Annotated in this window: 18 protein-coding genes; 7 read left to right on the top strand and 11 right to left on the bottom strand. The window is 34.5% G+C overall.

The window, feature by feature from the left end:
- Positions 1–99 precede the first annotated feature (99 nt).
- Complete coding sequence (locus tag HHU12_RS01845) at positions 100–4329, bottom strand: CHAT domain-containing protein (RefSeq protein ID WP_205959746.1); 4230 nt, start codon at positions 4327–4329, stop codon at positions 100–102.
- A 311-nt stretch (positions 4330–4640) separates the two neighbouring features.
- Between HHU12_RS01845 and HHU12_RS01840 the strand changes: the two genes are divergently transcribed.
- Entirely contained in the window at positions 4641–5351 is a 711-nt protein-coding gene (locus HHU12_RS01840; RefSeq protein WP_169654440.1) for an NUDIX hydrolase, read from the top strand.
- A gap of 158 nt (positions 5352–5509) precedes the next feature.
- On the opposite strand, the gene HHU12_RS01835 is transcribed toward HHU12_RS01840, so the two are convergent.
- Both HHU12_RS01835 and HHU12_RS01830 read right to left on the bottom strand, forming a co-directional pair.
- Positions 5510–6160: a SanA/YdcF family protein gene (locus tag HHU12_RS01835; protein ID WP_169654439.1), complete on the bottom strand. Its 651-nt coding sequence runs from the start codon at positions 6158–6160 to the stop codon at positions 5510–5512.
- Positions 6161–6220: 60 nt separating this feature from the next.
- The gene (locus HHU12_RS01830; RefSeq protein ID WP_169654438.1) at positions 6221–6601 is read right to left on the bottom strand and encodes a group III truncated hemoglobin; all 381 of its coding nucleotides are present in this window, start codon (positions 6599–6601) and stop codon (positions 6221–6223) included.
- A 400-nt stretch (positions 6602–7001) separates the two neighbouring features.
- On the opposite strand from HHU12_RS01830, the gene HHU12_RS01825 reads away from it, so the two are divergent.
- Positions 7002–8939 carry a tetratricopeptide repeat protein gene (locus HHU12_RS01825; RefSeq protein WP_169654437.1) on the top strand — a complete coding sequence of 646 codons (1938 nt, stop codon included), beginning with the start codon at positions 7002–7004 and terminating at the stop codon, positions 8937–8939.
- Between the two features lie 86 nt (positions 8940–9025).
- Here the strand turns inward: HHU12_RS01825 and HHU12_RS01820 are convergent, their stop codons facing one another.
- The gene (locus HHU12_RS01820) at positions 9026–9802 is read right to left on the bottom strand and encodes a murein L,D-transpeptidase catalytic domain family protein (protein ID WP_169654436.1); all 777 of its coding nucleotides are present in this window, start codon (positions 9800–9802) and stop codon (positions 9026–9028) included.
- A 255-nt stretch (positions 9803–10057) separates the two neighbouring features.
- On the opposite strand from HHU12_RS01820, the gene HHU12_RS01815 reads away from it, so the two are divergent.
- Entirely contained in the window at positions 10058–10522 is a 465-nt protein-coding gene (locus HHU12_RS01815) for a hypothetical protein (protein ID WP_169654435.1), read from the top strand.
- A 54-nt stretch (positions 10523–10576) separates the two neighbouring features.
- Entirely contained in the window at positions 10577–11374 is a 798-nt protein-coding gene (locus tag HHU12_RS01810; protein WP_169654434.1) for a class I SAM-dependent methyltransferase, read from the top strand.
- 148 nt (positions 11375–11522) lie between these two features.
- Here HHU12_RS01810 and HHU12_RS01805 read toward each other — a convergent pair whose 3' ends face one another.
- The 4 genes from HHU12_RS01805 to HHU12_RS01790 all read right to left on the bottom strand — a co-directional run bounded on the left by HHU12_RS01805 (position 11523) and on the right by HHU12_RS01790 (position 14634).
- On the bottom strand, positions 11523–11981 hold the full coding sequence (locus HHU12_RS01805) for a hypothetical protein (protein WP_169654433.1): 459 nt from the start codon (positions 11979–11981) through the stop codon (positions 11523–11525).
- 347 nt (positions 11982–12328) lie between these two features.
- Positions 12329–12787 carry a hypothetical protein gene (locus HHU12_RS01800; protein WP_169654432.1) on the bottom strand — a complete coding sequence of 153 codons (459 nt, stop codon included), beginning with the start codon at positions 12785–12787 and terminating at the stop codon, positions 12329–12331.
- A gap of 123 nt (positions 12788–12910) precedes the next feature.
- The gene (locus tag HHU12_RS01795) at positions 12911–13918 is read right to left on the bottom strand and encodes an AraC family transcriptional regulator (RefSeq protein WP_169654431.1); all 1008 of its coding nucleotides are present in this window, start codon (positions 13916–13918) and stop codon (positions 12911–12913) included.
- A complete protein-coding gene (locus HHU12_RS01790; protein WP_169654430.1) occupies positions 13915–14634 on the bottom strand; it encodes a tRNA1(Val) (adenine(37)-N6)-methyltransferase in 720 nt (239 codons plus the stop codon). Before HHU12_RS01790 ends, HHU12_RS01795 begins: the two co-directional genes overlap by 4 nt.
- 303 nt (positions 14635–14937) lie before the next feature.
- On the opposite strand from HHU12_RS01790, the gene manA reads away from it, so the two are divergent.
- A complete protein-coding gene (gene manA, locus HHU12_RS01785; RefSeq protein ID WP_169654429.1) occupies positions 14938–16137 on the top strand; it encodes a mannose-6-phosphate isomerase, class I in 1200 nt (399 codons plus the stop codon).
- A gap of 74 nt (positions 16138–16211) precedes the next feature.
- Here manA and HHU12_RS01780 read toward each other — a convergent pair whose 3' ends face one another.
- The 3 genes from HHU12_RS01780 to HHU12_RS01770 form a co-directional block, all read right to left on the bottom strand.
- Positions 16212–16868 (bottom strand): LolA family protein, encoded by a 657-nt coding sequence (locus HHU12_RS01780; RefSeq protein WP_169654428.1) that lies wholly within the window; start codon positions 16866–16868, stop codon positions 16212–16214.
- Positions 16869–16949: 81 nt separating this feature from the next.
- Positions 16950–19874, bottom strand: coding sequence for a DNA translocase FtsK (locus tag HHU12_RS01775; protein ID WP_169654427.1), 2925 nt, complete (start codon positions 19872–19874; stop codon positions 16950–16952).
- A 229-nt stretch (positions 19875–20103) separates the two neighbouring features.
- Complete coding sequence (locus HHU12_RS01770; RefSeq protein WP_205959745.1) at positions 20104–21570, bottom strand: nicotinate phosphoribosyltransferase; 1467 nt, start codon at positions 21568–21570, stop codon at positions 20104–20106.
- 153 nt (positions 21571–21723) lie between these two features.
- Here HHU12_RS01770 and HHU12_RS01765 point away from each other — a divergent pair, with 153 nt between their 5' ends.
- Together HHU12_RS01765 and HHU12_RS01760 are read left to right on the top strand one after the other, a co-directional pair.
- Positions 21724–23091, top strand: coding sequence for a GAF domain-containing protein (locus HHU12_RS01765; protein ID WP_169654426.1), 1368 nt, complete (start codon positions 21724–21726; stop codon positions 23089–23091).
- Between the two features lie 159 nt (positions 23092–23250).
- Positions 23251–23757 carry a hypothetical protein gene (locus tag HHU12_RS01760; protein ID WP_169654425.1) on the top strand — a complete coding sequence of 169 codons (507 nt, stop codon included), beginning with the start codon at positions 23251–23253 and terminating at the stop codon, positions 23755–23757.
- The last annotated feature ends 32 nt before the right edge of the window (positions 23758–23789 follow it).

The following is a 23789-nucleotide window of genomic DNA, read 5'->3' as shown; positions in this document are numbered from 1 at the left end:
TTTACCGTTGATGTGTTTTTACAATGTACTTAACTCTTATGCCATAAAAAAAGGACACCTTATAAAAAGTGTCCTTCAAAAAAATATTTCTTATTCATCTTAGATCTTACCAATCATAATAAATGCTCCCCAGTACTTCGGTTCTGGGAATTCTTCTCTCAGCTGTTTTTTGGCCATTGAGAAGGCGATTCTTTTATCATGCCCTTCTTTTAACCATAAGTGATAGAAAGAGGTCATCAATTTCTGTGTCGCAACGTCTGATACTTCAAATAAACTCATGATGATATTATCGGCACCAGCTACTAAGAAAGCTCTCTGTAAACCATAAACACCTTCACCTACTTTGTTGTCACCTTTACCTGTTTCACAAGCAGATAACACTACTAATTCGGTATTGTCGAAGTTTAAGTTCATGGCCTCATAGGCCGTTAATACACCTTCTTCTTTATTGAAAGCATATACATTATCAGATTCCATTAAGTCACCTGCATTTGTAAGCAATAGGCCTGATCTTAGAAGAGGGTTGACGCCTTCTTGCTTTTTAAATAGCGATTGTGATTCTGTACTGATATCATCTAAGAAGAAACCGTGAGTGGCAATATGGAAAACTCTTGGTGAATCAAGCTCTTTTACTGCTGTTTCTGTTGCTGCTTTATTAAGGTAAACAGCATCAGTTGTATGATCTTCAGCAGATAATAATTTATCCAATTCTTGAATCTCTTTGTATGTACCTGGCAACTGTGTGATGGCTCTAGGTGTGTACTGATTGTATTCTTCTGGCTTTAAATCCTTGTAGAAAACAGGGTTTCCAAATAATGAAACGTTCAAGTTGCTACTTCTATCAACACTCTCATTCAATACATCCAAAGTAGTTGAAGTCAATACAATATGACTATGATCTATAATGTAATCTCCTTTGTCAACATCAACTGGAATAGACTCTAAATTGATCTGATTATAAACACCATCAGCAGAGAAGTAAACCGTTTTATCATTTCCGATAATATCATAAATAGGTTTCCAGAAAGCGGCGTATGATTCATCATCAGGGAAGCCGAAGATCAAGTTGTTTTTGTAGAAACCTAAGTTTTCTGTTTCAAGAAGATTACCGTTTGGAATCAATTTTACAATTGGAGCACTCTTCGTTTTCGGAGTGATGATCAGCGCAGCATAGTTCACCGTGTCTGTGTATACATTAGAGAACTGACTGAAACGAATGATCTCAATTGCAACTTCATTTTCCTTTAATTTTTTCTGAATAGCCTTCCAGCTTTCCTTCTTCGAACTTTGCTCAGAGAATACACTTGATTTCTTCGAAAGCTCTTTTTCTAGTATATTGATATCTTTTTCTAAAGCCTTCACATTGATGCCCTCTGCTAATTGCTGTTCGTTGGTCAATGCGAATGCTTTTGTCAGTGTTTCTTTCTTTTCAATCCACTCATTAAACTCACGGATCAATACAGAATCTTTACTTTGCATAATTTGGTTACGCACTTTTACTGAAGAACTTAAAAGCAATGGCTTAGTCTCTAATGCGTAATTATACATATCTGATTTTAATTTATTCTTTCCAGCAGCAAAAGCTAAATTGTAATAGAAGTCATAATCAAGTTTGATAGACTGCCAATATTTTGATTTCTCTTTTGCACTCAACACAGGGAAATACTTCTCAATAAATTCAGTATGCTCTTTCAAAGTAATCTTAGCATACTTTACAGATTTGCTGTATTTACCTTCACTATAATAAGCTTGAGCTCTTTTCATTGTACTCTTGATGTACATCGGGTGCCCTTTATGGAATAACTTATTGTAGGTCTTCTGAGCCTTTGTATAGTTTTCTTGTGCTTTCAGGTAACTGTTTCTTCTCATTTCAAGATCACCCAAAAGTAATTTGATTTCAGCAGAGTTGGTGTTGTTTTCATTTTTCAACTTCTCCACCCAAATCTTATTGGCTTCATTTAGTAAATCTTCTGCTTCGTTGTACTTGCCAATTTCCATTTTTGCCAAAGCATAGTTTTTCAAAGCCAAAGCAAAAACAGGGTTGTCTTTTCCAAGCTGTACCGCCACAATGTCTACTGCATCTTTAAAGAGATACATTACATCATTCGGGTCATACCCCATATATAAATCAATCAGTGCCAATTGTGTATAACCTTTCGCCACCTCAATGTGTCGCTCCCCATACAACTTCTTGGCAATTGCTAGTGCTTTCTGAACTAATCCCTGTGCCCTTTCATAGTTACCCATTGCCACAGCAATCTCAGCCTGCACTTCTAATGTCTCAATCGACTGCTTAGCTTCTTCTCCAAAAGTATTGATACTAATAGTATAAGCTTTCTGAGCAATAGAATCAGCATCAATATATTCCCCTTTCAGGTATGCTAATCGTGCTTGCTGTGTGTAAGGGACGATTAGTAATCTACTGTCTTCACCAAATATCTTAGTTCTATGTTCAATTGATTTCTGAATAATATCTTCTGCTTGAGAGAAATATTCTTTTTGCAGATAAACAATAGCGTGTACGTCTGCATAAGAAGAAGAGGCTACTGTGCCAGGTGATTTTTTGGATAACCTATTAGCTTTAGTAAGGTTGTTTGTTGCTTCATTAAACTGTCCTGTGATGACTTGAAAACGAGCAGCCGTTTCTAAAGCTCTAGCGTGAGTAGAATTTTGTGTTCCTCTTCTATACGAGTTGTTTTCATAAATTTGAAGTAACTCTGTGATCTGTTCGTCAGCCTCTGTATAGTTTCCAAGGTCAATAGCATAAGCAGCACTACCTTGCAAGCCAGCAGCATACTCTAAGTGCTCTGTACCATAATACTCTCCATAAGCCTCTTTTATACTTGCACTCAAAGTCGCAGCTTTCTCAGTATCTCCCATTAGAGAGTAGTAATTTGCTCTTTCCTTTTCAGCCTCAAGACGCTTGTAATGATGAGGATTTAAACGTTTTTCAATCACTGGTAAATGTACATTGAATAAGCTGTCTGCCTTTTCAAATTCATTTGAATACATTGTTAAGTAGGTAGCTTCTTCCACTTTTGCAATATGATATTGTAAAGCGTCTTTCCCCAATGTATTTCCGATAGCAGTAATATAGGAATACAACGATTTCTGAGCAAGGTCTTGATTTTCAAGTGCTAAACCCAGCTTATAACGAAGTTCCTGCAGGAGTATATATTCTTTATGATTTTTAGGGATTATTTTATCATTAGCATCATCCATTAAATCACCCGTAAGGCGTAAAGATTTATTGAAATTACCTTTCAAGTAATCATCTTTGGCGACTAAACGCTCTGATTTTGAGTGGTTAATGCTTTTTCTTCCGAAGTAAAGAGAAGTATTCGTTGAATATTCCCACTGTGTTTTATCACCCTTGTTGCTGAATCGTTGCCAAGCATAATAATCAACGAGATCCTCTTGGATTTTGAAGAACACCTGATGACTAATTCCCAACACCCTTTCAGCTCTATAAATGTTCTTTTCGAGCATTTTTCGAGGAACAAGTGGATCGATTTTACTCTCAATATAATTTAAAGTTCTCTCATGATAATTCACGATATAGCTCACATCGTCAACTCTAAGGTTTTTCTTAATCCATGCCTCACTCACTTGCAGTAAACTATCAGCTCTCTCATAATCACCGTTCAAACGATACAATGTTCCTTCCATAGTCAAACTGAAAGCGTGATCTCTTTTCAGGCGGATTTGCTCACGGTTATTGTATTTTTTAGTGATGAATCTGTTGCCCCTGATCTCGTAAACCTCTTTTGTAGAACTGTTGGCAAAATCAAGGCTCAACTCTTGAAAAGTAGGAATTACAGTCATTGCAGAGTCATATTGCCCTCTTTCCAGATAAAGACGAGAGACGACTTCTTTTTCAAGTTTCTGGAAATCAAGCGATTTATCCACAAACTCCTTCGTGTCAGGGTTGCTGTCTAGGATAGCTTTTGCTTCAGCATAAAGATTGGCAGCACTTACAATATCAGTATATTCGATATAAAGCTGACTTGCCATAAGCAGGGCATAAGCCTGACCGAATTTGGCACTTTTTCTATCTTTGGCAAGAGTAATAAAAGAGGATACCGTTTCCTCAAACTCTCCGAACTCAGAAAGCGATAGTTGGAAATTTGCTCTCTGTGCTAAAACTTCTATCAAAGCTGAATCCCTTCCCTTTGCTTTTCTAAGTGCTTTAGTGTTCCATATTAAGGCTTTCTTGTATTCTCCATCATCAGCATATTTCTGACTAACTTGAAGCAAGTTGTCAATTTTTTTATTGACACCATCAGCATAAGAGAGTTGTGTTGAAAAAAGCAATAATAGTAGAGTCAAACACTTTATGAAAAATTTAGATGTTATATATTTCATAGTAGCTATTTTGAAGTCCGTAGTATAATCTTTAGGAGTGAAAATGTTATTAAAATATAAATGTAAATAAAAATAAATAGATATTCACCGGTTATTGCTTATTATGTATGAGTTTGTCCCGTTTTGTTATCTTTTTCGATTGAAAACTTTATATTTGTAATTCAATTTCAGATTTGGATTAAAAAGATAATGTATTCTTAATTTATTAGTTATCTTTATGGGAAGGAAAAGAAAAATTATAGTAAAATTCCAATCTTTAAAATAAGATTTAGAATATGAACGAATATTATCAGAGCGCATATAAACCTTTACTGGCCATAGATTGTGTAATTTTTGGATACGAAAAAGGCGAATTAAAAGTCTTATTGACGCGCCGTAAAGTAGATCCTTACAAAGGAGCATGGGGTTTAGCAACCGGTTTCTTGCACTACGGAGAATCTTTACATTACGCAGCAGAACGTGTACTAAAAAAACAAACAGGTTTAGATAGAATTTTCATGGAGCAACTTAGTACTTTTGGTGAGGTAGACCGAGATCCAGAAGCACGAGTTATTTCATTAGTATATTATTCTTTAATTAAGGTTGAGTCGCAAGACGAGGAAACTTTAGAAAAGAACCAAGCACAGTGGTTCCCGATTACAGCATTGCCAAAATTGATGTTTGACCATGAAACAATGATTCAAATGTCTTGGGGTAAGTTAAGAAGAAAATCAAGATACCAACCTATCGGGTTTGAATTATTACCTGAGAAATTTACATTACCTGAGTTGCAGTCACTTTATGAGGCAATTCACCAGAAACAATTTGATAAGCGTAACTTCAGAAAGAAAATTCTGGCTACAGGCTTATTGAAGAAATTGGATGAAAAGCAAAAAGGTGTGTCTAAAAAAGGAGCTTATTATTATGTCTTCGAAGAAGGTAAATATGATGAGCTTATCTCTCAAGGATTCAACTTCGAATTAAAATCTATGGCATTTGGTTCATAGTCCGTTATATTATTAAATTAGAAAGCATCAATTTCATTATGTAGAAATTGATGCTTTTTTATTCTAGTATACTATTTTTTATGAAGCTGAATGACAATGTTAACTACTTTATCTGTTTGTGGTGACAAACTTTAATTCAGGGCTTCTTAATTTTATTTTTACTCAATAACCTCTTCTTTACCTAAAAAGCGAGGTTGCGTATCAAAAACATAAAGGTCTAAAAACATCTTTGCTCTGGCAAAAATCTCTCTTAGATGAACACGGTAACCTCTATTAAGTGGCAAATCATCTGCAGGGTAGCCATAGGCTTCTATACCATTATGACGGGCAATAAAGATGGCTCTTTCAATATGGAATAACTGTGAGATGACAATGTATTTGTCTTGCTTGAAAACCTTATTTGCTCTGATTACCGAATCCAGAGTTCTCAAGCCAGCATAGTCCATCACAATTTTTTTCTTGCTGACTCCTTTCTTCTCCAAAGCCATTCGCATGACTTTAGGTTCATTATATTGGGTAGTGCGGTTGTCTCCGCTTACAATGATAAACTCGACATCATGTCCTCTGATCAACTCTGAAGCGGCATTGACTCTGTTGGTAAAAAAAGGATTTGGGGCACCGCTTCTCAAATATTTACTGGTCCCTAACATTAAGCCGGTTTTACATGTTATGGAAGGATTTTCCTTATTCAATATATAAGGTGCACTTTTTTGGCTGACATAGGAATTCCAAAAAAGTAGTAAAACAACCAACCCCACCGTGGCTACAAACAGAAAGCTCACGGCATATAAAATCTTCTTCTTCTTCATAGAGTTTATTTCAGTTCAAATATACTGCATCAGAAATGAAAAAAGCACGAATGAATGTTACTAATTTTGTCGTGCATTGAAAATTCTCATAAACAACATGTGCGACATATTTCTAGCCCTGGATTTGAGTAATTCAGCCTTTTCTCCTTTGAAAAGTTCATCAATAGTATTGAACCAAAGCTGTAGCCAAAATCCGAAATGTTTTTGCTCTATTGTGGATTGTTGATCCACTTCTTGGTGTGTTTTGACAGGGTTTCCTTTGTATTTTGAAACAAAAAATAAGTTCGTTTCCCAAAAATCATACATAGTAGGCAGGTGAGTATCCCAGTCGATTTTTATGTGCTCGTTGAAAAATGGACCTAGCTCCTGATGTGCTCTAACTTTTGTATAAAAAGTGTTGACCAGTAATATAATATCTTCTCTATTTTTAAGATCTTCCATATTGCAATCGTTTTAGTTCGAGCATCAAATATGGTAAAGTATGTTTGATGCTGAAAGAGGTGGATAATTAGTGGTTAGAAAGTTGAAAGTGAGACAATAATGACCAAAACTTACATAAATACGCTTCTTTTTTAAATTGTAGATATGATAATTTTGATACTTGGAAAAAAAGTGAAACATTTAATGATGGATATATCAAAAGGTCTACTTTTTAGGATACTGCTTACATCATTTTATTTCAACAACAATGATAACAATGTTTATTTTCTTATTCTCTAAAAAAAGTTAATACTTTATTAATAACTCTAAACTATTATATCGAAATCTTATTTTTATGTGTTTAATACAATATGCTACCTGTGATCTAATAGATATTGTAAATTCTAACTAAGCATTATTTATGTCAACCAAATCATTAAAATATATTTTCCCTTTCTTGGCGCTAATTAGTACCGCTATTCCTGTAATAGCCCAAAGTTACATGGAAGAGGGATATAAAAACGTTTTAAACGGGCAGATTGACGAAGCAATAGATGCCTATACTCAAGAAATACAATTGAACTTATTGAATGATAATGCTTATTATGAAAGAGCAAAATTATACATTCATAAAGGAGAATTGGATAGTGCGGAGCAGGATGTGAAAATGGGATTGACCATTGATGCCGTTAAACCTGTTGGTTATTCATTGATGGGTTATATCTATCTGAATAAAGGGGAGTATCAAAAAGCGGAAAAGGAATTTACAACAGCTATTGAACAAGATTCGTCATTTGTGACGGCTTATGTATTCAGAGCAGAGACTTATGGAAATATCTTCCAATATGAAAAAGCCATTAAAGATTATACAAAAGTAGTTGAGTTATCTCCATCATCAGCGATGTATTACCAAAGAAGAGGTCATACTTACATGAAGATGAAAAGATATGAAGAAGCCCTTTCTGATTTCAATAAAACCATTGCTTTAGATACAAGAATAATCGACGCTTATATTTTTAAAGCGGAGATTAACACTATGCAGAATCAATTTGAGGACGCTTTAGAAACGGTAGAGCAGGGTTTGAAAATTGATAAAAACAATATAAAACTTTTGAGTTTAAAAGGGGATTGTTTATCTAACTCTATTCAATTCTCTGAAGCATTGGAAGCCTACAATCAAGCACTTTTATATAATCCTAATTATGCTTACGCTTATTGTAGAAGGGGAGAGCTGTATGCAAGACTGCAAAAAAATACGGAAGCACTTAATGATTATAACCAAGCCATAAAATGGGCACCTACTTATGGTTTCGCTTATTATAAAAGAGGTGTGCTTTTAACAAAATCAAGAAAGTACTTAGAGGCTTTAAATGATTATGATAGCGCATTAAAGTATTTTCCTACTTACTACAACGCTTTAGTGGAGAAAGGAAAAACAGAGTTAGCATTAGGAAGGTTAGACGAAAGTATGATTTCTTTAAATAAAGCAATTGAAGTAGACCCAACAAAAGCCTATACTTATGTATTAATGGGGAACGCTTATTTAGGGAAAAAAGAATATGTATTGGCAAAAGACTTCTTCACTGAAGCGATTGAAAATTCTAACAATTATGGGTATGCTTATATGCAACGTGGTTTTGCTTATAAATTATCAGAAGAACTAGATTCAGCCCTGACGGATTTAGATGTTGCGGTCAGCCTAATGAAAAATAACTCTAAAGTGTATTCTTACCTTGGTGATGTTTATTCATTAAAAGGAAATTTGGAAGAGGCTCAAGTCAACTATTCAAAAGCTTTAGAAATTACACCTCAGTTTTCTTACGTTATCCATCAAAGAGCATGGACTTCTATCAAGTTGAAAAACTATGAGTATGCATTAGAAGATTTCTCACTGTTACATAATTTAGGTAAATCAAAATATGTAGATCTTTATGGTGAAGGGGTGGCATTGATGGAATTAGGAGATCTAACAAAGAGTAATGAAATTCTACAAAATGCGATTCAAAAATACCCTGATTATTCTTCTGCAAGAATTTTACTTGGTTACAATTACGCATTATTAGGTGACAATGATTTAGCTGAGCAACATATTGATGGGGTATTAAAGTTAGACGCTAGCCCGGAAGAAGTAAACGGTGTTAGAGGCATTATTGCTTTCAATAAGAAAGATTATAAGAAAGCATTGAAATACCTTAATTCGGCATTGAAAAATAATCCAAAAGATAAGAAATTATATTATTACCGTTCGCTAACTTTCACAAAGTTAGGGAAAGCGAAAAAGGCATTAGACGATAAATCAAAGGCCGTCGCATTAGGATATAAAACATCAACCTTCCCAGCAGGGTCAGAGTTGAAATAAAAAAAAGAGCATGTTTCAAAAGCATGCTCTTTTTTTATCCAGGATAAAGACGATATTAATTGTATCCCTTCATTCTTGATGAATCTTTAACCTCTAACTTTTATCGTTTGAGGAGGAATATTAGTATACTTGGCTAGCAATTCTAATGCATTATCAGGCATGGTAAATAAAGCCTCGTCCAGTCGTCTTTCAATTGCTGTATGAATGTAGAAAGCACTTTCCCCTTTTATATACTGTATGACATCTTTATGATCCTTATAAGGAACAGCCGGACAACCGAAGCTCCTTCCGATATAACCATTTTGATCAATGAAGTGTTCAGAAACGTATTTTGCAGGGTGAAGTACTACCGCTCTTTTTCTAGCATTATCATTTATATTTTTTTCTAAACCATCTAGTTTTAAAGAAAGGCCATATTTTCCATGATAGGTTTCAGAAGTTTTGTAAATCCCTAATGAGCTTTGCTTGGAGTTGACAATATTACTGAAACGCTCAGCATATAGTAAGCCCGAATTTCTGCCATGTGAAACATAAGTTTTGAGTAGCAATTTGCCAGTTGTCACATCAATAATATAAAAACGTTTTGAGGTGGAAGGCTGATTAAAATCCAGAATACTTAATACTCTAGTATTTTTAATTTTCTTATCATTGATTAGGTTCAAATAGGCAATCATCCCTTTTTTAAAGGCATCGTAAGATAATCCTTCATCCTTTAGGCGAGCATTATCGTATAATTTAGATATCAGAAACTCATTTTCTACTTGTAGCAAGTTGCCTTCATTATTGAATGTTTTGGCATTAGGAGAAGACATTGATAAGGGTAGAATGAGCAAGAATAATAAAAAGGTTCTTAAAAAGATCATTTTATGCTTCGTTGTTGTAGTTTATAAAGTGACATAAATTTAGGAGATCTTGAAACTATTTTAAAACATTTGATGTTAATAAAGAATTTTATTACTGATAATCAGTTCTTTTTTAATAATTAATGGAATTAAATCAATTTTTTAGATGAAAATTGATTTATCTTTCTCTCTTTTGTGTTCATATCATAAGAGCATGTTTGTAAGCTAAACTTTAGATTTCAAACATATTCTGAAAGGATAACGATAATATTTATAATGTTAGATCAACTCGCAAAATATATTTCACTACTTTTTATTAGTGCCGTTAAATTCTTATTTGGTCCTATTATGGGATTTACGACAGGACTTACAATCGTAGAGACAACAGTTTTTACAGTCTTGGGTATGATGTTGACGGTAGTAACATTGACATATATGGGGACGAAGGCGAGAGTCAAAATATTAACGTGGATGAACCGTGGTAAGGTTAGAAGACTATTTACCAAAAGAAACAGAATGATTGTGAGAGTGTGGCAAGGTTACGGTATGAAAGGAGTAGCTTTTCTGACACCTATTTTATTCGGTCCACCTATTGGCATGTTAATAGCTTTGTCTTTTGGTGAAAAAAAGCAGAGAATAATATCATATATGTTTTTAAGTGCCGTATTTTGGGGTATAATAATGAATATTATTATTTTTTACTTTGGTGAACATATAGAATGGGTACGTCAGCAGTACTAACCTAACATTGTATCACCGCTGATTAATAAATTAAAAGACTAAAAACTTCAAACGATGGCTTTTGAGTTTCATCAAGATAAAGAGGTATATTTTTCATATCAGACTGAGAATGCCAATAAATACGTTATTCCTTTTATTGAGCAATCCTATCCTATAACAAAAAATACGCGAGTGCTAGAAGTTGGCTGTGGTGAAGGAGGAGTATTAAAAGCTTTTCTTGACCGTGGTTGTACCGGTATGGGTATTGAGTTGAATATGGAAAGGGTAGAACTCGCCAATCAATTCCTAAAAGAATATATTGATCAAGGGAAAGCACAGATCATCGGCAGAAATATATATGATATCGATGTAGAGAAGGATTTGGATGATAAATTTGATCTGATTGTATTGAAAGATGTAATTGAACATATTCCCGATCAAGAGAAAATCATTCATTACTTTAGAAGCTTCCTGAAGCCAAAAGGGAAAATATTTTTCGGTTTCCCACCTTGGCAAATGCCTTTTGGGGGACATCAGCAAATATGTGCCAGTAAAGTTTTATCTAAACTCCCTTATTTTCATTTATTACCTGCACCACTTTATAAGTTTATTCTTAAGAATGGAAACGTGGCAGAAGGGCATGTTACGGAATTAATGGAAATCAAGGAAACGGGTATTTCTTTGGAACGATTTGAGAGAATAAGCAAAGCTTCAAATTATAAAATCATAGAGAAGACTTTATATTTTATCAACCCTATTTATGAATATAAATTTGGCTTGAAGCCACGAAAAAAGATACCAGTATTAGGTGATATTCCTTGGGTTAGAAACTTTGTGACAACCTGTGGATTTTATCTGATTGAAAAGCAATAAATATCCTTATAAGTACAAAGTCAAAAATAGATTAGAATTAACTATGATTTATTTTTGATTTTATTCTTATAACAGAAAAATCCCCACTTTGGAAAGTGGGGATTTTTTATTCTAGAAAACTATAATCTGTGAGATAATGCTCAGCGGATTAGTTCTTTGGCTCTTTTGGTAAAGCTGTTACGTTGATTGCTTCTGAAATCACAATGTTGTTTGTAACAAGTGTTTCTTGGAAAGAAGCGATTACTTCATACTCACCTTTGATAAGACCGTCTACTTGAGCAGTCAACGTAGTGTTAACAGCACCTTCGATTTCTGGCATTTTACCAATTAATTCGAATTCAAATTGCTGACCAGTTTTTACGTTAGTAAAAGATACTTTTGGCTCAGCGATAGTACCGCTTAAAGAAGAAACTGCAGTTACTAATTCGAAAGAAGTTTCAGCTCCTACGATAGCACCGTCTTCAAGGCTAGTGATTTCAATAGCAGATACTGGTTCTGGCGTTACTTCGTCGTTTTCTTTGCTACAGCTTGCAATCGTTAATGCAGAAATAGCAACAAGGAAGAAACGGAAAACGTTTGTATAGATCGTTTGTGTAGTAAATTTCATTTTACTTAAATGTTAAAGTTAAAATTAATACTCAATTGGTTTAGATAGTTATTATAACGCCACGGTTGAGTATTAGATTTATCACTTCAGACTTTTTACTTATCACTTTAGTCATTTCCTTTTAATAAGCATTAATAGTCCTGTTTTCTCAAAATTTTGCTGAAAAGACACCTATTTTCTTTACTTTAGAAGTGAAATCTTAGAAAATAAAAAAGCACCTGAGTAACTAAACTCAAGTGCTCAATGAAAAATAAGCCTCCCTAGAATAAAAGGGAAAAATCCCCACTTTTTGAGCGAAGATTTTCTATAGTATGGATCTATTCATCTGAGTTGGTTTACTCAGAGGATTAGTTTCTTGGTTCTTTTTCTAATGCTGTTACGTTGATTGCTTCAGAAATTACAATATTGTTTGTAACGTTTGTTTCTTGGAAAGAAGCAATTACTTCGTATTCACCTTTGATAAGACCATCTACTTGTGCAGTCATTGTAGTGTTGATAGCACCTTCGATTTCTGGCATCTTACCAATTAATTCAAATTCAAATTGTTGACCAGTTTTTACATTAGTAAAGGCAACTTTTGGCTCAGCAACTGTACCGCTTAAAGAAGAAACAGCAGTTACTAATTCGAAAGAAGTTTCAGCACCTACGATAGCACCGTCTTCAAGGCTTGTGATCTCAATAGAAGATACTGGTTCTGGAGCAACTTCATCATTTTCTTTGCTACAGCTTGCTATTGTTAACGCAGAGATAGCCACTAGAAAGAAACGGAATACGTTTGCAGAGATGTTTTTTGTAGTAAATTTCATTTTGCTTAAATATTATAAAGTAGAAATAAATGTTTAAATGATGTTGATAGTTATAAAAACGCCATCTGTTAACATTTGATTTACCACTTTAGACTTTTTATTTACCACTTTGGTCATATACTTTTAATAAGCATTAATGACCGTATTTTTTCTCAATTCCGAAGGTGTATACCCATAATGTTTCTTGAAAACCATGGAAAATTTTGATAAATGAGGGTACCCGATTTCTTTTGCAACTCTTGAGATTGGTGTGTCTGTCATTTCTATTAAACGGTGTGCATCCAGCATTCTATGTGTAGTGATAAACTTGAAAATTGGTTTGCCAAATATAGACTTAAACCTTTCCTTCAACTTTGTCTCGCCAATTCCAAACTCCTTTGCTACTGATGAAATAGTCGGGATGTTTTCATAATCCTGCAGCAAATAATCTTTGATCTCATGATAAAGTTCCATTTCCTCTTGTGAAATGTGGTTGATATTTGATCTTTGATTATGAATTTTATGATATACTTGAGTTAAGAATCTACCAGCAAGTTCTAATCCTTTTCCAATTATAATAGATGAACGCCCTATCACAGTACTGTTCTGTATTTTGATGATTTCTTCAATGATATGCAATGTCTCAGATGTAATCTGATCAATAAGAACGTTTTCATTTAAATAAGTAATCATTTCCTGATAGGCATCTTCAGAGTGATTTAGAAGTGAAATCAACTGTTCTCTATTTAATCGAAGACCAACTAATGATAAAGACTGATTCATTGGGAACTCAAGAATAACTTTATTGATATTAGAGTAAACGATAAGTTCATTTTTCTTTACCTCCTTTAGTTTACGTTCCCCCGTATTTGCAAGAACAGTACCGTCGCCTTTTACCACAAGCATATAAACATTACCCTCACTATTATCCGCATTATTGTAGATGTGAGCGGTTTTGTTCAACGTCATATGGTTGATACTGATATTAAAGTCTTGTATATGGTTGAATGATTCTAGATTTACATTGCCTAGAATAGTATTGCCAATAATTCTGTTGCCAACTCTTTCACCTCCAATGTTTTGATGTATGGATGCATATAAAGAGTCAATTGTAGTAGAATCAAGTAAGATGTTGGTTTTATTCTTAATCATAAAAATGGATGGTAGTCTTTTGTAAGAGAAATATATTCCTCAGAGTAATCTCCCTTGCCGTTGCGTATATTAAAGTCTATAGTTTGTTTACGTGTTTTTTCTTGGTAGAGATACTCTAACAATACTCTTTTAGGAAGTTTTGACTTATTATGTCGGATATTAACTTGTTTGACAACGTGGAAGTTATGACTCAAAGCAGTCGTGTTGAGTTGCTCTAATTGATCAAAAGGATAAATAATGATCAGCTTTCCACTTTTACTTAATAGGCGGGAAGAGAAAAGGAAAAGATCTGTCAAGCTTAAGCTGTCAGTATGCCTTGCAGTGTTTCTTTGTTCATTATCAGCCTTAAGACTATCCTTAAAAAAAGGTGGATTACTGACTATGGCATCAAAGGAAATATTCTCATCGTTCTGAAAGGCTTGGATAGAAGAATGAATGCTTTTGAGTTGATCTGCATAGGGTGAATTTTTGAAGTTTCTTTCAGCTTGAAGACTTGCTTCTTTGTCAATATCGAGTCCCACAAAATTGATATCTTTATACCTTTGTGCACACATCAAAGCCACCAAACCAGAGCCAGTACCAAGGTCCAAAACATTTCTGCAACCGATTAAATTAGCCCAAGCACCCAATAATATTCCATCAGTACCGATTTTCATGGCGGAGTTTTGATGACCTATGTCAAACTTTTTAAACTTAAAGGTTAGATATTTATCCATAAACTTTATTTTTCTGTCTTATAAGGTTTTGTTAGTATAGAAGTGAAAAAATTATTTCTATTTTTGTGAGCATAATTAAGTGAGCTTTCTTCAGAAAGTAACTGTACAAGAATAACTGAATCTATTATTACTATTATTTTGAGATGACTGCATTTGTTCTGTTTAGAATAGAACCTTGTTGTGTCGTTTTCACAAAACAGCAGATAACAATGATTAATTATTTCATCCGGTTACGGGACAAAGAAAGAAAAACAATCACTCTATACAAACATTATTATCTACTTATAAGACCAAATATTTCAAATGTCAAAATTATTTCCATTAAAAGGGATCGTTCAAAACTACGCATGGGGAGGTAGCTCGTTTATCCCCGAATTAGTATCTATACCGCAAGAAGACAAGCCATATGCCGAATATTGGATGGGTGCTCACAATAACGCACCTGCTCAAATTGGTGATTCTCAATTATTGAATAAAATGATTGAAGAAGATCCTAAAGGGACAATTGGTAGTTATATCAGTGAGAAATTTGGTCGTTTACCATTCTTATTTAAAGTACTTGACGTAAAAGATGTTCTTTCAATTCAGGTGCACCCTACAAAAGTAGAGGCAGAAAAAGGTTTTGCGAGAGAAAATGAAGAAGGTATTCCTTTAACGGCATCACACAGAAACTATAAAGATGATAACCACAAACCTGAAATCATGGTGGCGTTATCAGAATTTTATTTATTGCATGGTTTCTTACCAAAAGATAAACTTAAAGAAGTATTAAATACGGTACCTGAGTTTTCAGATTTAGTTGAAGTATTTGAAAACGGAGGGTATTATGAATTATATAAAACTGTGATGGAGTACACTCCTGCACAAGTGAATGAAAAATTACGTTCTCTTGTGGATAGAGTAATGCCATTATACAATGAAGGTAAAATTGAAAAGTCATCTCCTGATTACTGGACTGCAAAATCAGTTGCTTTACAAGCTGAAGGTGAAGATTTAGACAAAGGTATTTACTCAGTTTACTTCTTCAATATTGTGAAAGCTGACGTAGGAGAGGCAGTATTCCAAGACGCAGGTCTTCCACACGCTTACTTAGAAGGACAAAACATGGAGTTGATGGCCAATTCTGATAACGTATTAAGAGGTGGTTTGACGCCTAAGCACGTTGATGTTCCTGAATTATTGAAGCACGTGACTTTTGATGAAACACACCCTGATGTAATGGACGGTGAGTTGCAAGCGGATGGTTTAGAAAGAATCTACAAAAGTCCAGCACCAGATTTCGAATTAAGTAGAATTTCTTTGAAAGAAGGTGACACTTATATGCATACTGCTAAAACTGCTCAGATCATTATTGTTTCTGAAGGTGAGGCAACAATTACTGAAGGTGATGATACTTTAACTTTAACAAGAGGTGAGGTAGCATTATTATTAGTAGATGCATCGTATTCTATTGCAACTTCAAGTGAAGCTGTATTATTCAAAGCAACTGCTCCAGTAGAGTAGGGCTTAGAAATGGATATAAAAAAACGTATCAAGGTTGTGCTTGATACGTTTTTTTATGCTTAATATTTTGATGATTATCTTAAATCTACCACTTCAACATCAGGATGAGAAGCCGTATTGAATTTGAAATCACTGTCTGAAACTGAAACGTTTTTATTGAAGTTGTTGATCACATAAACATACTTCATCAAGTTTCCTTTCTCGTACATTTCCCACTTTACTAATTCTTTAGTAGAAGATTTGATATACATTCTGATACGGAAGAAATTAATATCTAAACTTTTATCAGGACTAAGATCAATAATATCTAAACCATTTTCTTTGCCTGCATGTAAATACTTAAAGTTCTTTTTATATAAAGTATAAATTTGAGAAGGCGAACCTGTTAAGCTTTCTTCATCACCTTCAGCAGATTCAATCGTAACTTCTTCCATTTCCTGATCATATCTATATACATCTTTTGTATCGCTATAGATTGTTTGACCATCTAATTGAAGTTGATATTTATTACCGCTGATAATCGCTTTCATATCAATATCACCTAATTTGCCTTCACTTGTACTAATTGCTTCTTGATGAACATCAGCACTAAATGCGTCCAAACCTTGGTAAAAACTACTCATTTCATCTAATATCTTTTTTGCTTTTTCATCTTGCTGAGCGAATAAAGATTGTGTAGAAATAAATAAGATTGATAGGATTAATGATATATATTTTTTTGTAGTTACCATGCTAAATTTTTGATTCTATTTGTTCAGTTTTTTTGTTATAGCCTTATTTAACGTAAAACAAAGGGTAAAATGTTTCAAACTTTATTCTAAAGTTCTTAAAAGGACTTCAAGATCCATTTCTGTTTTTACATTCACTTGTCTTGCTTTACTGCCTTCAAAAGGCCCGACTATACCTGCCGCTTCCAACTGATCAATAATTCGGCCAGCTCTGTTATAACCTAGACTTAATTTTCTCTGGATTAAAGAAGTACTACCTTGCTGATGTCTAACTAACAGACGTGCAGCTTCTTCAAATAAATCATCTCTGTCATCCACACTTCTTCCTCCTGCGTCTTTGCTAGCAGATTGCTCTTCTTCAAATTCTGGTAACATGTATGCAGTAGCAAATCCTGTTTGATCAGCAATGAAATCACAAAGTTTTTCTACTTCATCAGTATCAATAAAGGCACACTGCAAACGCGTAATATCATTTCCGGTTGATAATAACATGTCACCCATACCAATCAATTGATCCGCACCGCCAGCATCTAAAATTGTTCTTGAGTCAATTTTAGAGGTTACTCTAAATGAAATTCGGGCAGGGAAGTTCGCTTTGATCATACCTGTAATTACATCCACTGAAGGACGTTGGGTAGCGACAACCAAGTGAATACCAATTGCCCTTGCAAGCTGTGCTAAACGTGCTATTGGTCCTTCGATTTCCTTTCCGGCGGTCATCATCAAGTCAGCTAATTCATCAATTACCAAGACGATATAAGGAAGGAATCGATGTCCTTTCTTAGGATTCAGTCTTCTGCTGTTGAACTTCGCATTATACTCTTTGATGTTACGTACACCTGCAGATTTCAATAAAGAATAACGCATATCCATTTCAGTACATAATGAATTCAGAATGTGGATTGCTTTCTTCGTATCTGTAATAATGGCTTCTTCAGCATCAGGCAAACTTGCCAAGAAGTGTCTTTCAATTTTATTGAATAATGAAAGCTCCACTTTCTTAGGGTCAATCATTACAAACTTCAATTCAGACGGGTGCTTTTTGTACAATAAGCTACTCAAGAGAACATTGATACCCACTGATTTACCTTGACCAGTAGCACCTGCCATCAAAACGTGTGGCATTTTGGCTAAATCTGTTACAAATACTTCATTGGAAATCGTTCTACCGAAAGCAATAGGAAGGTCCATTTTTGCTTTCGCGAATTTTTCAGTCGCCAATACAGAAGAAATAGAAACCATTTCTCTATTGCTGTTCGGTACCTCAATACCAATTGTACCACGACCAGGAATAGGAGCGATAATACGGATACCTAATGCGGCAAGACTTAATGCAATATCATCTTCAAGATTACGGATTTTTGAGATTTTAATACCCACTTCAGGTACAATTTCATAAAGTGTAACTGTAGGGCCAATTGTGGCACTGATGGATGATATTCCTATTTTAAAGTGTCTTAATGTATTTACAATGCGTTCTTTATTTTCTTCAAGCTCTTCTTTAGTCACCTTCGCTTTATTCTCAACAGGAGGGTTCAAAAGCTCCAAGCTAGGATGTCTGTAATGACTCAAATCAAGTTTAGGGTCATACTCATCCATATCTTCTACTTGTAGGAAATCATCTTCCTCTTCTTCCTCAAATTGAATATTCAAATCAGCCTTATCCACATCATCTGTATTTGATACGTTACTTAATTCATGTGGATCAATAGATTTATCTACTTTAGGAGCTGGAGCAGGAGGATCTAAAGCGATTGGATCTGATTTTTGATCTTCTTTTTCCAACTCATAAGATGGAGGAGTTTCCTCTTCTTTAGTAGTCGATGCAGGGATCTCTTTCTTTGGAGGTACCGGTGGAAGAGGTTCCTGTTTTGACTTCTGAGTCCTATTTTCAGAATAGTTTTGAGTTGGCGGTACTGGAGTAGCTTCACCAACTTGAACATGTTCTACCTGAATATTTACATCTACAGAAATAGGATCTACCTTAATCTGCTGAGGAGCATTGTTTTTCTGTTTCTCTTCAACAACTTCAGGAGTGGAAGGGGTGTGAGGAACAATTTCAGTTGGAGAAGGCGTATCTTTTTCTAAGATAGTATTGACAATCTCATTTTCTAATTCAGTGTCTCGTTCTTCAATTTCTTCTGCCTCGTTTTCTTCCTCAATATCATTAGAAATATCAGCCTCGTTTGTAAGTTCCGCTTCTTTATGTTCAACTTCTCTTTCTTCTTCTTGAGTTTCGATCTCATCAGAAGTTGTAGAAGCAGTTGGTTCTGATTGTTTTTCTACATTATTCTTTGTCACTCTACCAATCAATGAATTCACTTTTTTGAACTTCGTGATATAGACGGTGTGAATCAGAACAGATAAAATCAAAAGAATGACGGTTCCCCATCCAATTAAACTATAAAGACCATCAGCTACAGTGAAACCGATTTTTCCACAGAGAAAACCAAGAAAATTCGGAGAATCATTGACAACCACAAAATACCCCAGTAAAATACTGGTCCACATCATATAGAAAATACAGATGTAAGAAAGCTTTCTGAAACGGATTAGTTTTCCTTTACCTAAAGTGAATAATTCATACCCACCAATAAACAGCATTGGGATAAGTAAAGCTGTGCCAATACCAAATAAATTATAGATCAATAAATGAGACAAAGAGGCACCCAACAAGCCAAGCCAGTTTTGTACTTCTTTACCTGATGAAATCAGATTGCTGATTCCGCCCACATTTTCAATTACACTTTGATCAGCTTTTCCCGTAAAAATAAAAGAGAATAAAGCGAGAAAAGTGTATACTGAAAGGAACATCAATGAAAGCCCAATACTTGTTTTCAGTCTAGGATCACTAAGCTTGTTGCTATTGATGGACATGCTCGGCATTTTCACTCTCGAAGGCCTTTCCGTTCTCTCTTCATGTGGAGTGGCAGAAGTGGATGGAACGGTAGCATTGGGTTTATATATATTTTTTCTAATATTTTTATTTCTTTTTGCTTCTGAAGCCATATAGTAATTTGCTTAACGCTGACAGTTAAAAAAATTATTTACAGAAATAGTGATTGCTGTCAATTCCTGATTCATCAACAGAATTGTTTCTTTTATGGGAAAACTTGCTGGATTGTAACACTTTCTGAAATACTTTAATATCACAATGCGATTATCTTACAAAAATCCTATCACTATCTACCCAAAATTAGGGTTTTCTAATGTTAATCGGAATTTTCTCTGATGATAATTATCTTAATTTATTGATAACTTCTAATTTTAATTCATATAAACCTTTTTCAAGCCCCACAGGGTATTCATGCGGGTTGTAAAAACGTTTCACACTGTTGTCAAATCGGCTTAATTCAGTCAGCGTTTTTTCTTTTGAAAGGTGAATGCTTGGCTTTTCATATACCAAATCGCCTTTTTTGAAAATTTGAATTAAAAGATCTTCACCTTTGTCGTTTTCAGTAATTCTCTTCGAACGGATTCCGTTATTCGGATCTATCAACGTACAGTTTTCCTGCATAGGATGCTCTTCATTGTAGATACCATCCGCACTGTATTTCCCATTATCGTCTATAAATCGTCTTACTTGCAATACCCCTGGAGTAGAAATTTTATTGACCTGCTCCGAAAGCTTTACTTTATAATCCAGTGCGCCTTCTTCATTTTCAATTGCACCCAATTTATAAACACCACCTAAAGCGGGCTGATCGTAAGCAGTAACCAATTTTGTACCTACGCCCCAAACATTGATTTTAGCGTCTTGTTCCTTTTTCAGGTTATTGATTAGATACTCATCCAAATCATTACTTGCCACAATATTTGCATTAGGGAAACCACCTTTATCCAGCAATTTTCTAGCTTCGATACTGAGGTAAGAAAGGTCACCAGAATCAAGACGTATTCCAATCATTTCATGCCCTTTCTCTCTCAATTCCAGCCCCACTTCAATCGCTTTTTTGACACCTTCTAAAGTGTTATAGGTATCCACTAAAAAGATACAATTGGTGGGCATAGATTCGGCATATGCCTTAAAAGCTTTCATTTCATCATCATATGACATGATCCAAGAATGAGCATGAGTACCTTTTACAGGGATGTCTAAAAGTCGTGCGGCTAGCACATTGGAAGTTGCGTCAAAACCGCCAATATAAGCGGCTCTTGTAGCGGCAATACCACCATCAATTCCTTGTGCCCTTCTCAAACCAAACTCTAATAAACTATCATCCTGAGCAGCAATTCTCAGACGTGCGGCTTTTGTAGCAATAAGAGTCTGGAAGTTGACAATGTTCAAAATTGCAGTTTCTAATAATTGACATTCAATCAAATTACCTTCCACTCTTATAAAAGGTTCGTTAGGGAAAATTGCCCTTCCTTCTTCTACCGCATGTACATTAACAGATAGCTTTAAATTTGATAAATAATCCAGAAACCCTTTCTCAAATAAAACATCTCCGTTATTATCTTTCTGCTTTGCTAAAAAATCAATATCTTCTTCTGTAAATTCAAATTGATTAATGTAATCGATCACGTACCCCAAACCGGCACAAATGGCATAACCGCCTTTGAAAGGTGCTTTTCTGAAATAACCGTGAAATACCGCTTTTTGCTCTCCTTTATTCTGTTTCCAATATCCGTAAGCCATCGTGATTTGGTAGAAATCAGTCAATAATGTGAGAGATGTTTTGTATAAGTCTTTTGAAATATTCATTTGTGCATGATTTTTATACTAAAGAAATTTGAATTTACGTTTCTTTTTTGAGTGATAAAACAACTCAAGTACATTTGTCATAGTACTTTTGATTTATGAAATTAGTGGAGTAGAATAGAAGCGGACTATCACAAAGCGTTTAAAAGATTATATATGAACATTTTTCAGCAGATATTTTCAATAGGTTTAGATAAAAACATTCAAGGAATTACGAGAGAGAAAGTAATTACAACCAATCAATTTGCGTTTTATCTGACCTTTTTTGAAATTTTTTACCTTATTCTCTCCATTATGAAGGCCCCTGTTCTGATGCAATGGCCTTTGATGGGTATTTTGGGTAATTTGATTGTACTCACTTTTAATCACCTCAGACTGTACCAGATTTCGAGAGTGATTTTATGTATTATACCGATGAGTGTAGTGATCATTTATAATTCTTATTTAACACCAGTAGATGCTAACCCTAGAATTTCAGGTTACATCATTGGAGTTGTACACTTGTTGATTCCGTTTTTGATTTTTGATGTAAGAGAGAAAAAATATCAGTGGTCACTGTTTATCATCTTGTCGGGTTTTTTACTTTCTATGTTCCAATTGGAAGATATTTTGGTAGACCCAATGATTGATTATGAAACTCTTTATGAACCAGATTCTACAAGAGGGGCCTATATCGGTATTTTCGGAATGGGTATTCTGATGCTTTTGATGCAAAGAGAAAGAATGAGCTATCGTTTAGAATCAGAGAGATTAACCAAGGAAAGTATTGAAAGAGCTGAAGAACTAGAAAAATCAGACAAAGAATTAAGAGAGGTCCTGAAAAAGGTTCAAGTGACAAAAATTGAAGATGAACAAAGAACTTGGACTACCCAATGTCTTTCTGAGTTCAATGATTTGACAAGAACCGTAGAGAATTTAGATGATCTGATTGATCAATCTACAAGTTTCCTAGCCAGAGTGTTAGAACTGAATCAAGTGGCCGTATTTTCTAGAGTAGAAGACAAGGAGAGAGGTGACTATTTAAGAAGACAGTCTGTGTATGCTTATGACCGTAAGAAATATTTGAACTCTAATAAAATTGAGCAAGGTGAAGGATTAATAGGTCAGTGCTTCCTGGAGAAAAAACCTATTATTTTAAAAGATGTACCTTCAGGCTATCTCAATATCAGTTCAGGACTTGGTGATATCACAGCCTCATTTGTAGCTATATATCCACTGAAAGCCTATGATAAGGTGGAAGGGGTGATTGAGATTGCGAGTTTCAAGGTGCTGGAGGAATATAAATTGGAGTTCCTTTCAAGAGTTTGTGAGAGTTTAGCCATCACTATTTTGAATAAATTAGCTTCTGAAAAATTAAAACAGTTACTAGCCATTTCTCAGCAACAAGCAGAACAAATGAGATCCCAAGAAGAAGAGATGCGTCAGAACCTTGAGGAAATGCAAGCTACGCAAGAAGAAATGAAGAGAAATGAAGACGTTTATCAAGAAGAAATCAGAAGAATTAGAAAATTAGCAGACAAATAAATTAATTGTAAATCAATGAGTTATGATTGATTTGTGTATTTTATTTTCTATTACTCTTGTAAATTGGTAGAGTTTATATACTTTTGTAATACCAAGACGGTAAAAACATAGATTTTTTAAGTCGGATTCTTTCAATTATAATCTTTAAAAATTAATCCAATGAGCGTAAATTTATACAATGACAATTTAGTACCTGTAGGGGAAAAATTAAGAAATCAACCAATAGGAGTTGTTTACAGTTCTGAAACATACGGAGCTGGAGAGACAAAAATGTCTTTATTCTCAAAAGAGCAAAAAGAGCAGTTAGATGCAATTTGTGATAGACTTTTGATGAACTTAACGGCAAATCCTGATCGAATGTATAGAATCTCATTGGAAGGTAGAGGTCAAGCTTCAGGAGAAGCAGATGATCGTAATTTAAAGTTAGCTTCTTTAAGAGGTAAGTACATGAGAGATGCGGCCTACAAGTACATGTTAGGTTACGAGAAAGACGGTCAGACAATGGCTTCTTTCATCTTGTCAGGTCAGTTAACACTGAGAGTAATTGATATTAAGCCATTCTATGACGTTGATAAAGGAAGAATCCTTTGGGCAGATGGTAATGCAGGTGATGCAAAATATCAAAGATCAAAATTGAACGTATATTATGAGTCCAAGTTGAGGTAACAACAAAGCTTGGATTTTGAAAGATTATATAA

Origin of the sequence: Flammeovirga aprica JL-4 (assembly GCF_012844305.1) — a bacterium.
Classification (GTDB): Bacteria; Bacteroidota; Bacteroidia; order Cytophagales; family Flammeovirgaceae; genus Flammeovirga; species Flammeovirga aprica.
The sequence above is the reverse complement of the archived record's forward strand: the minus strand, read 5'-3'. Positions and strand labels throughout refer to the sequence as shown.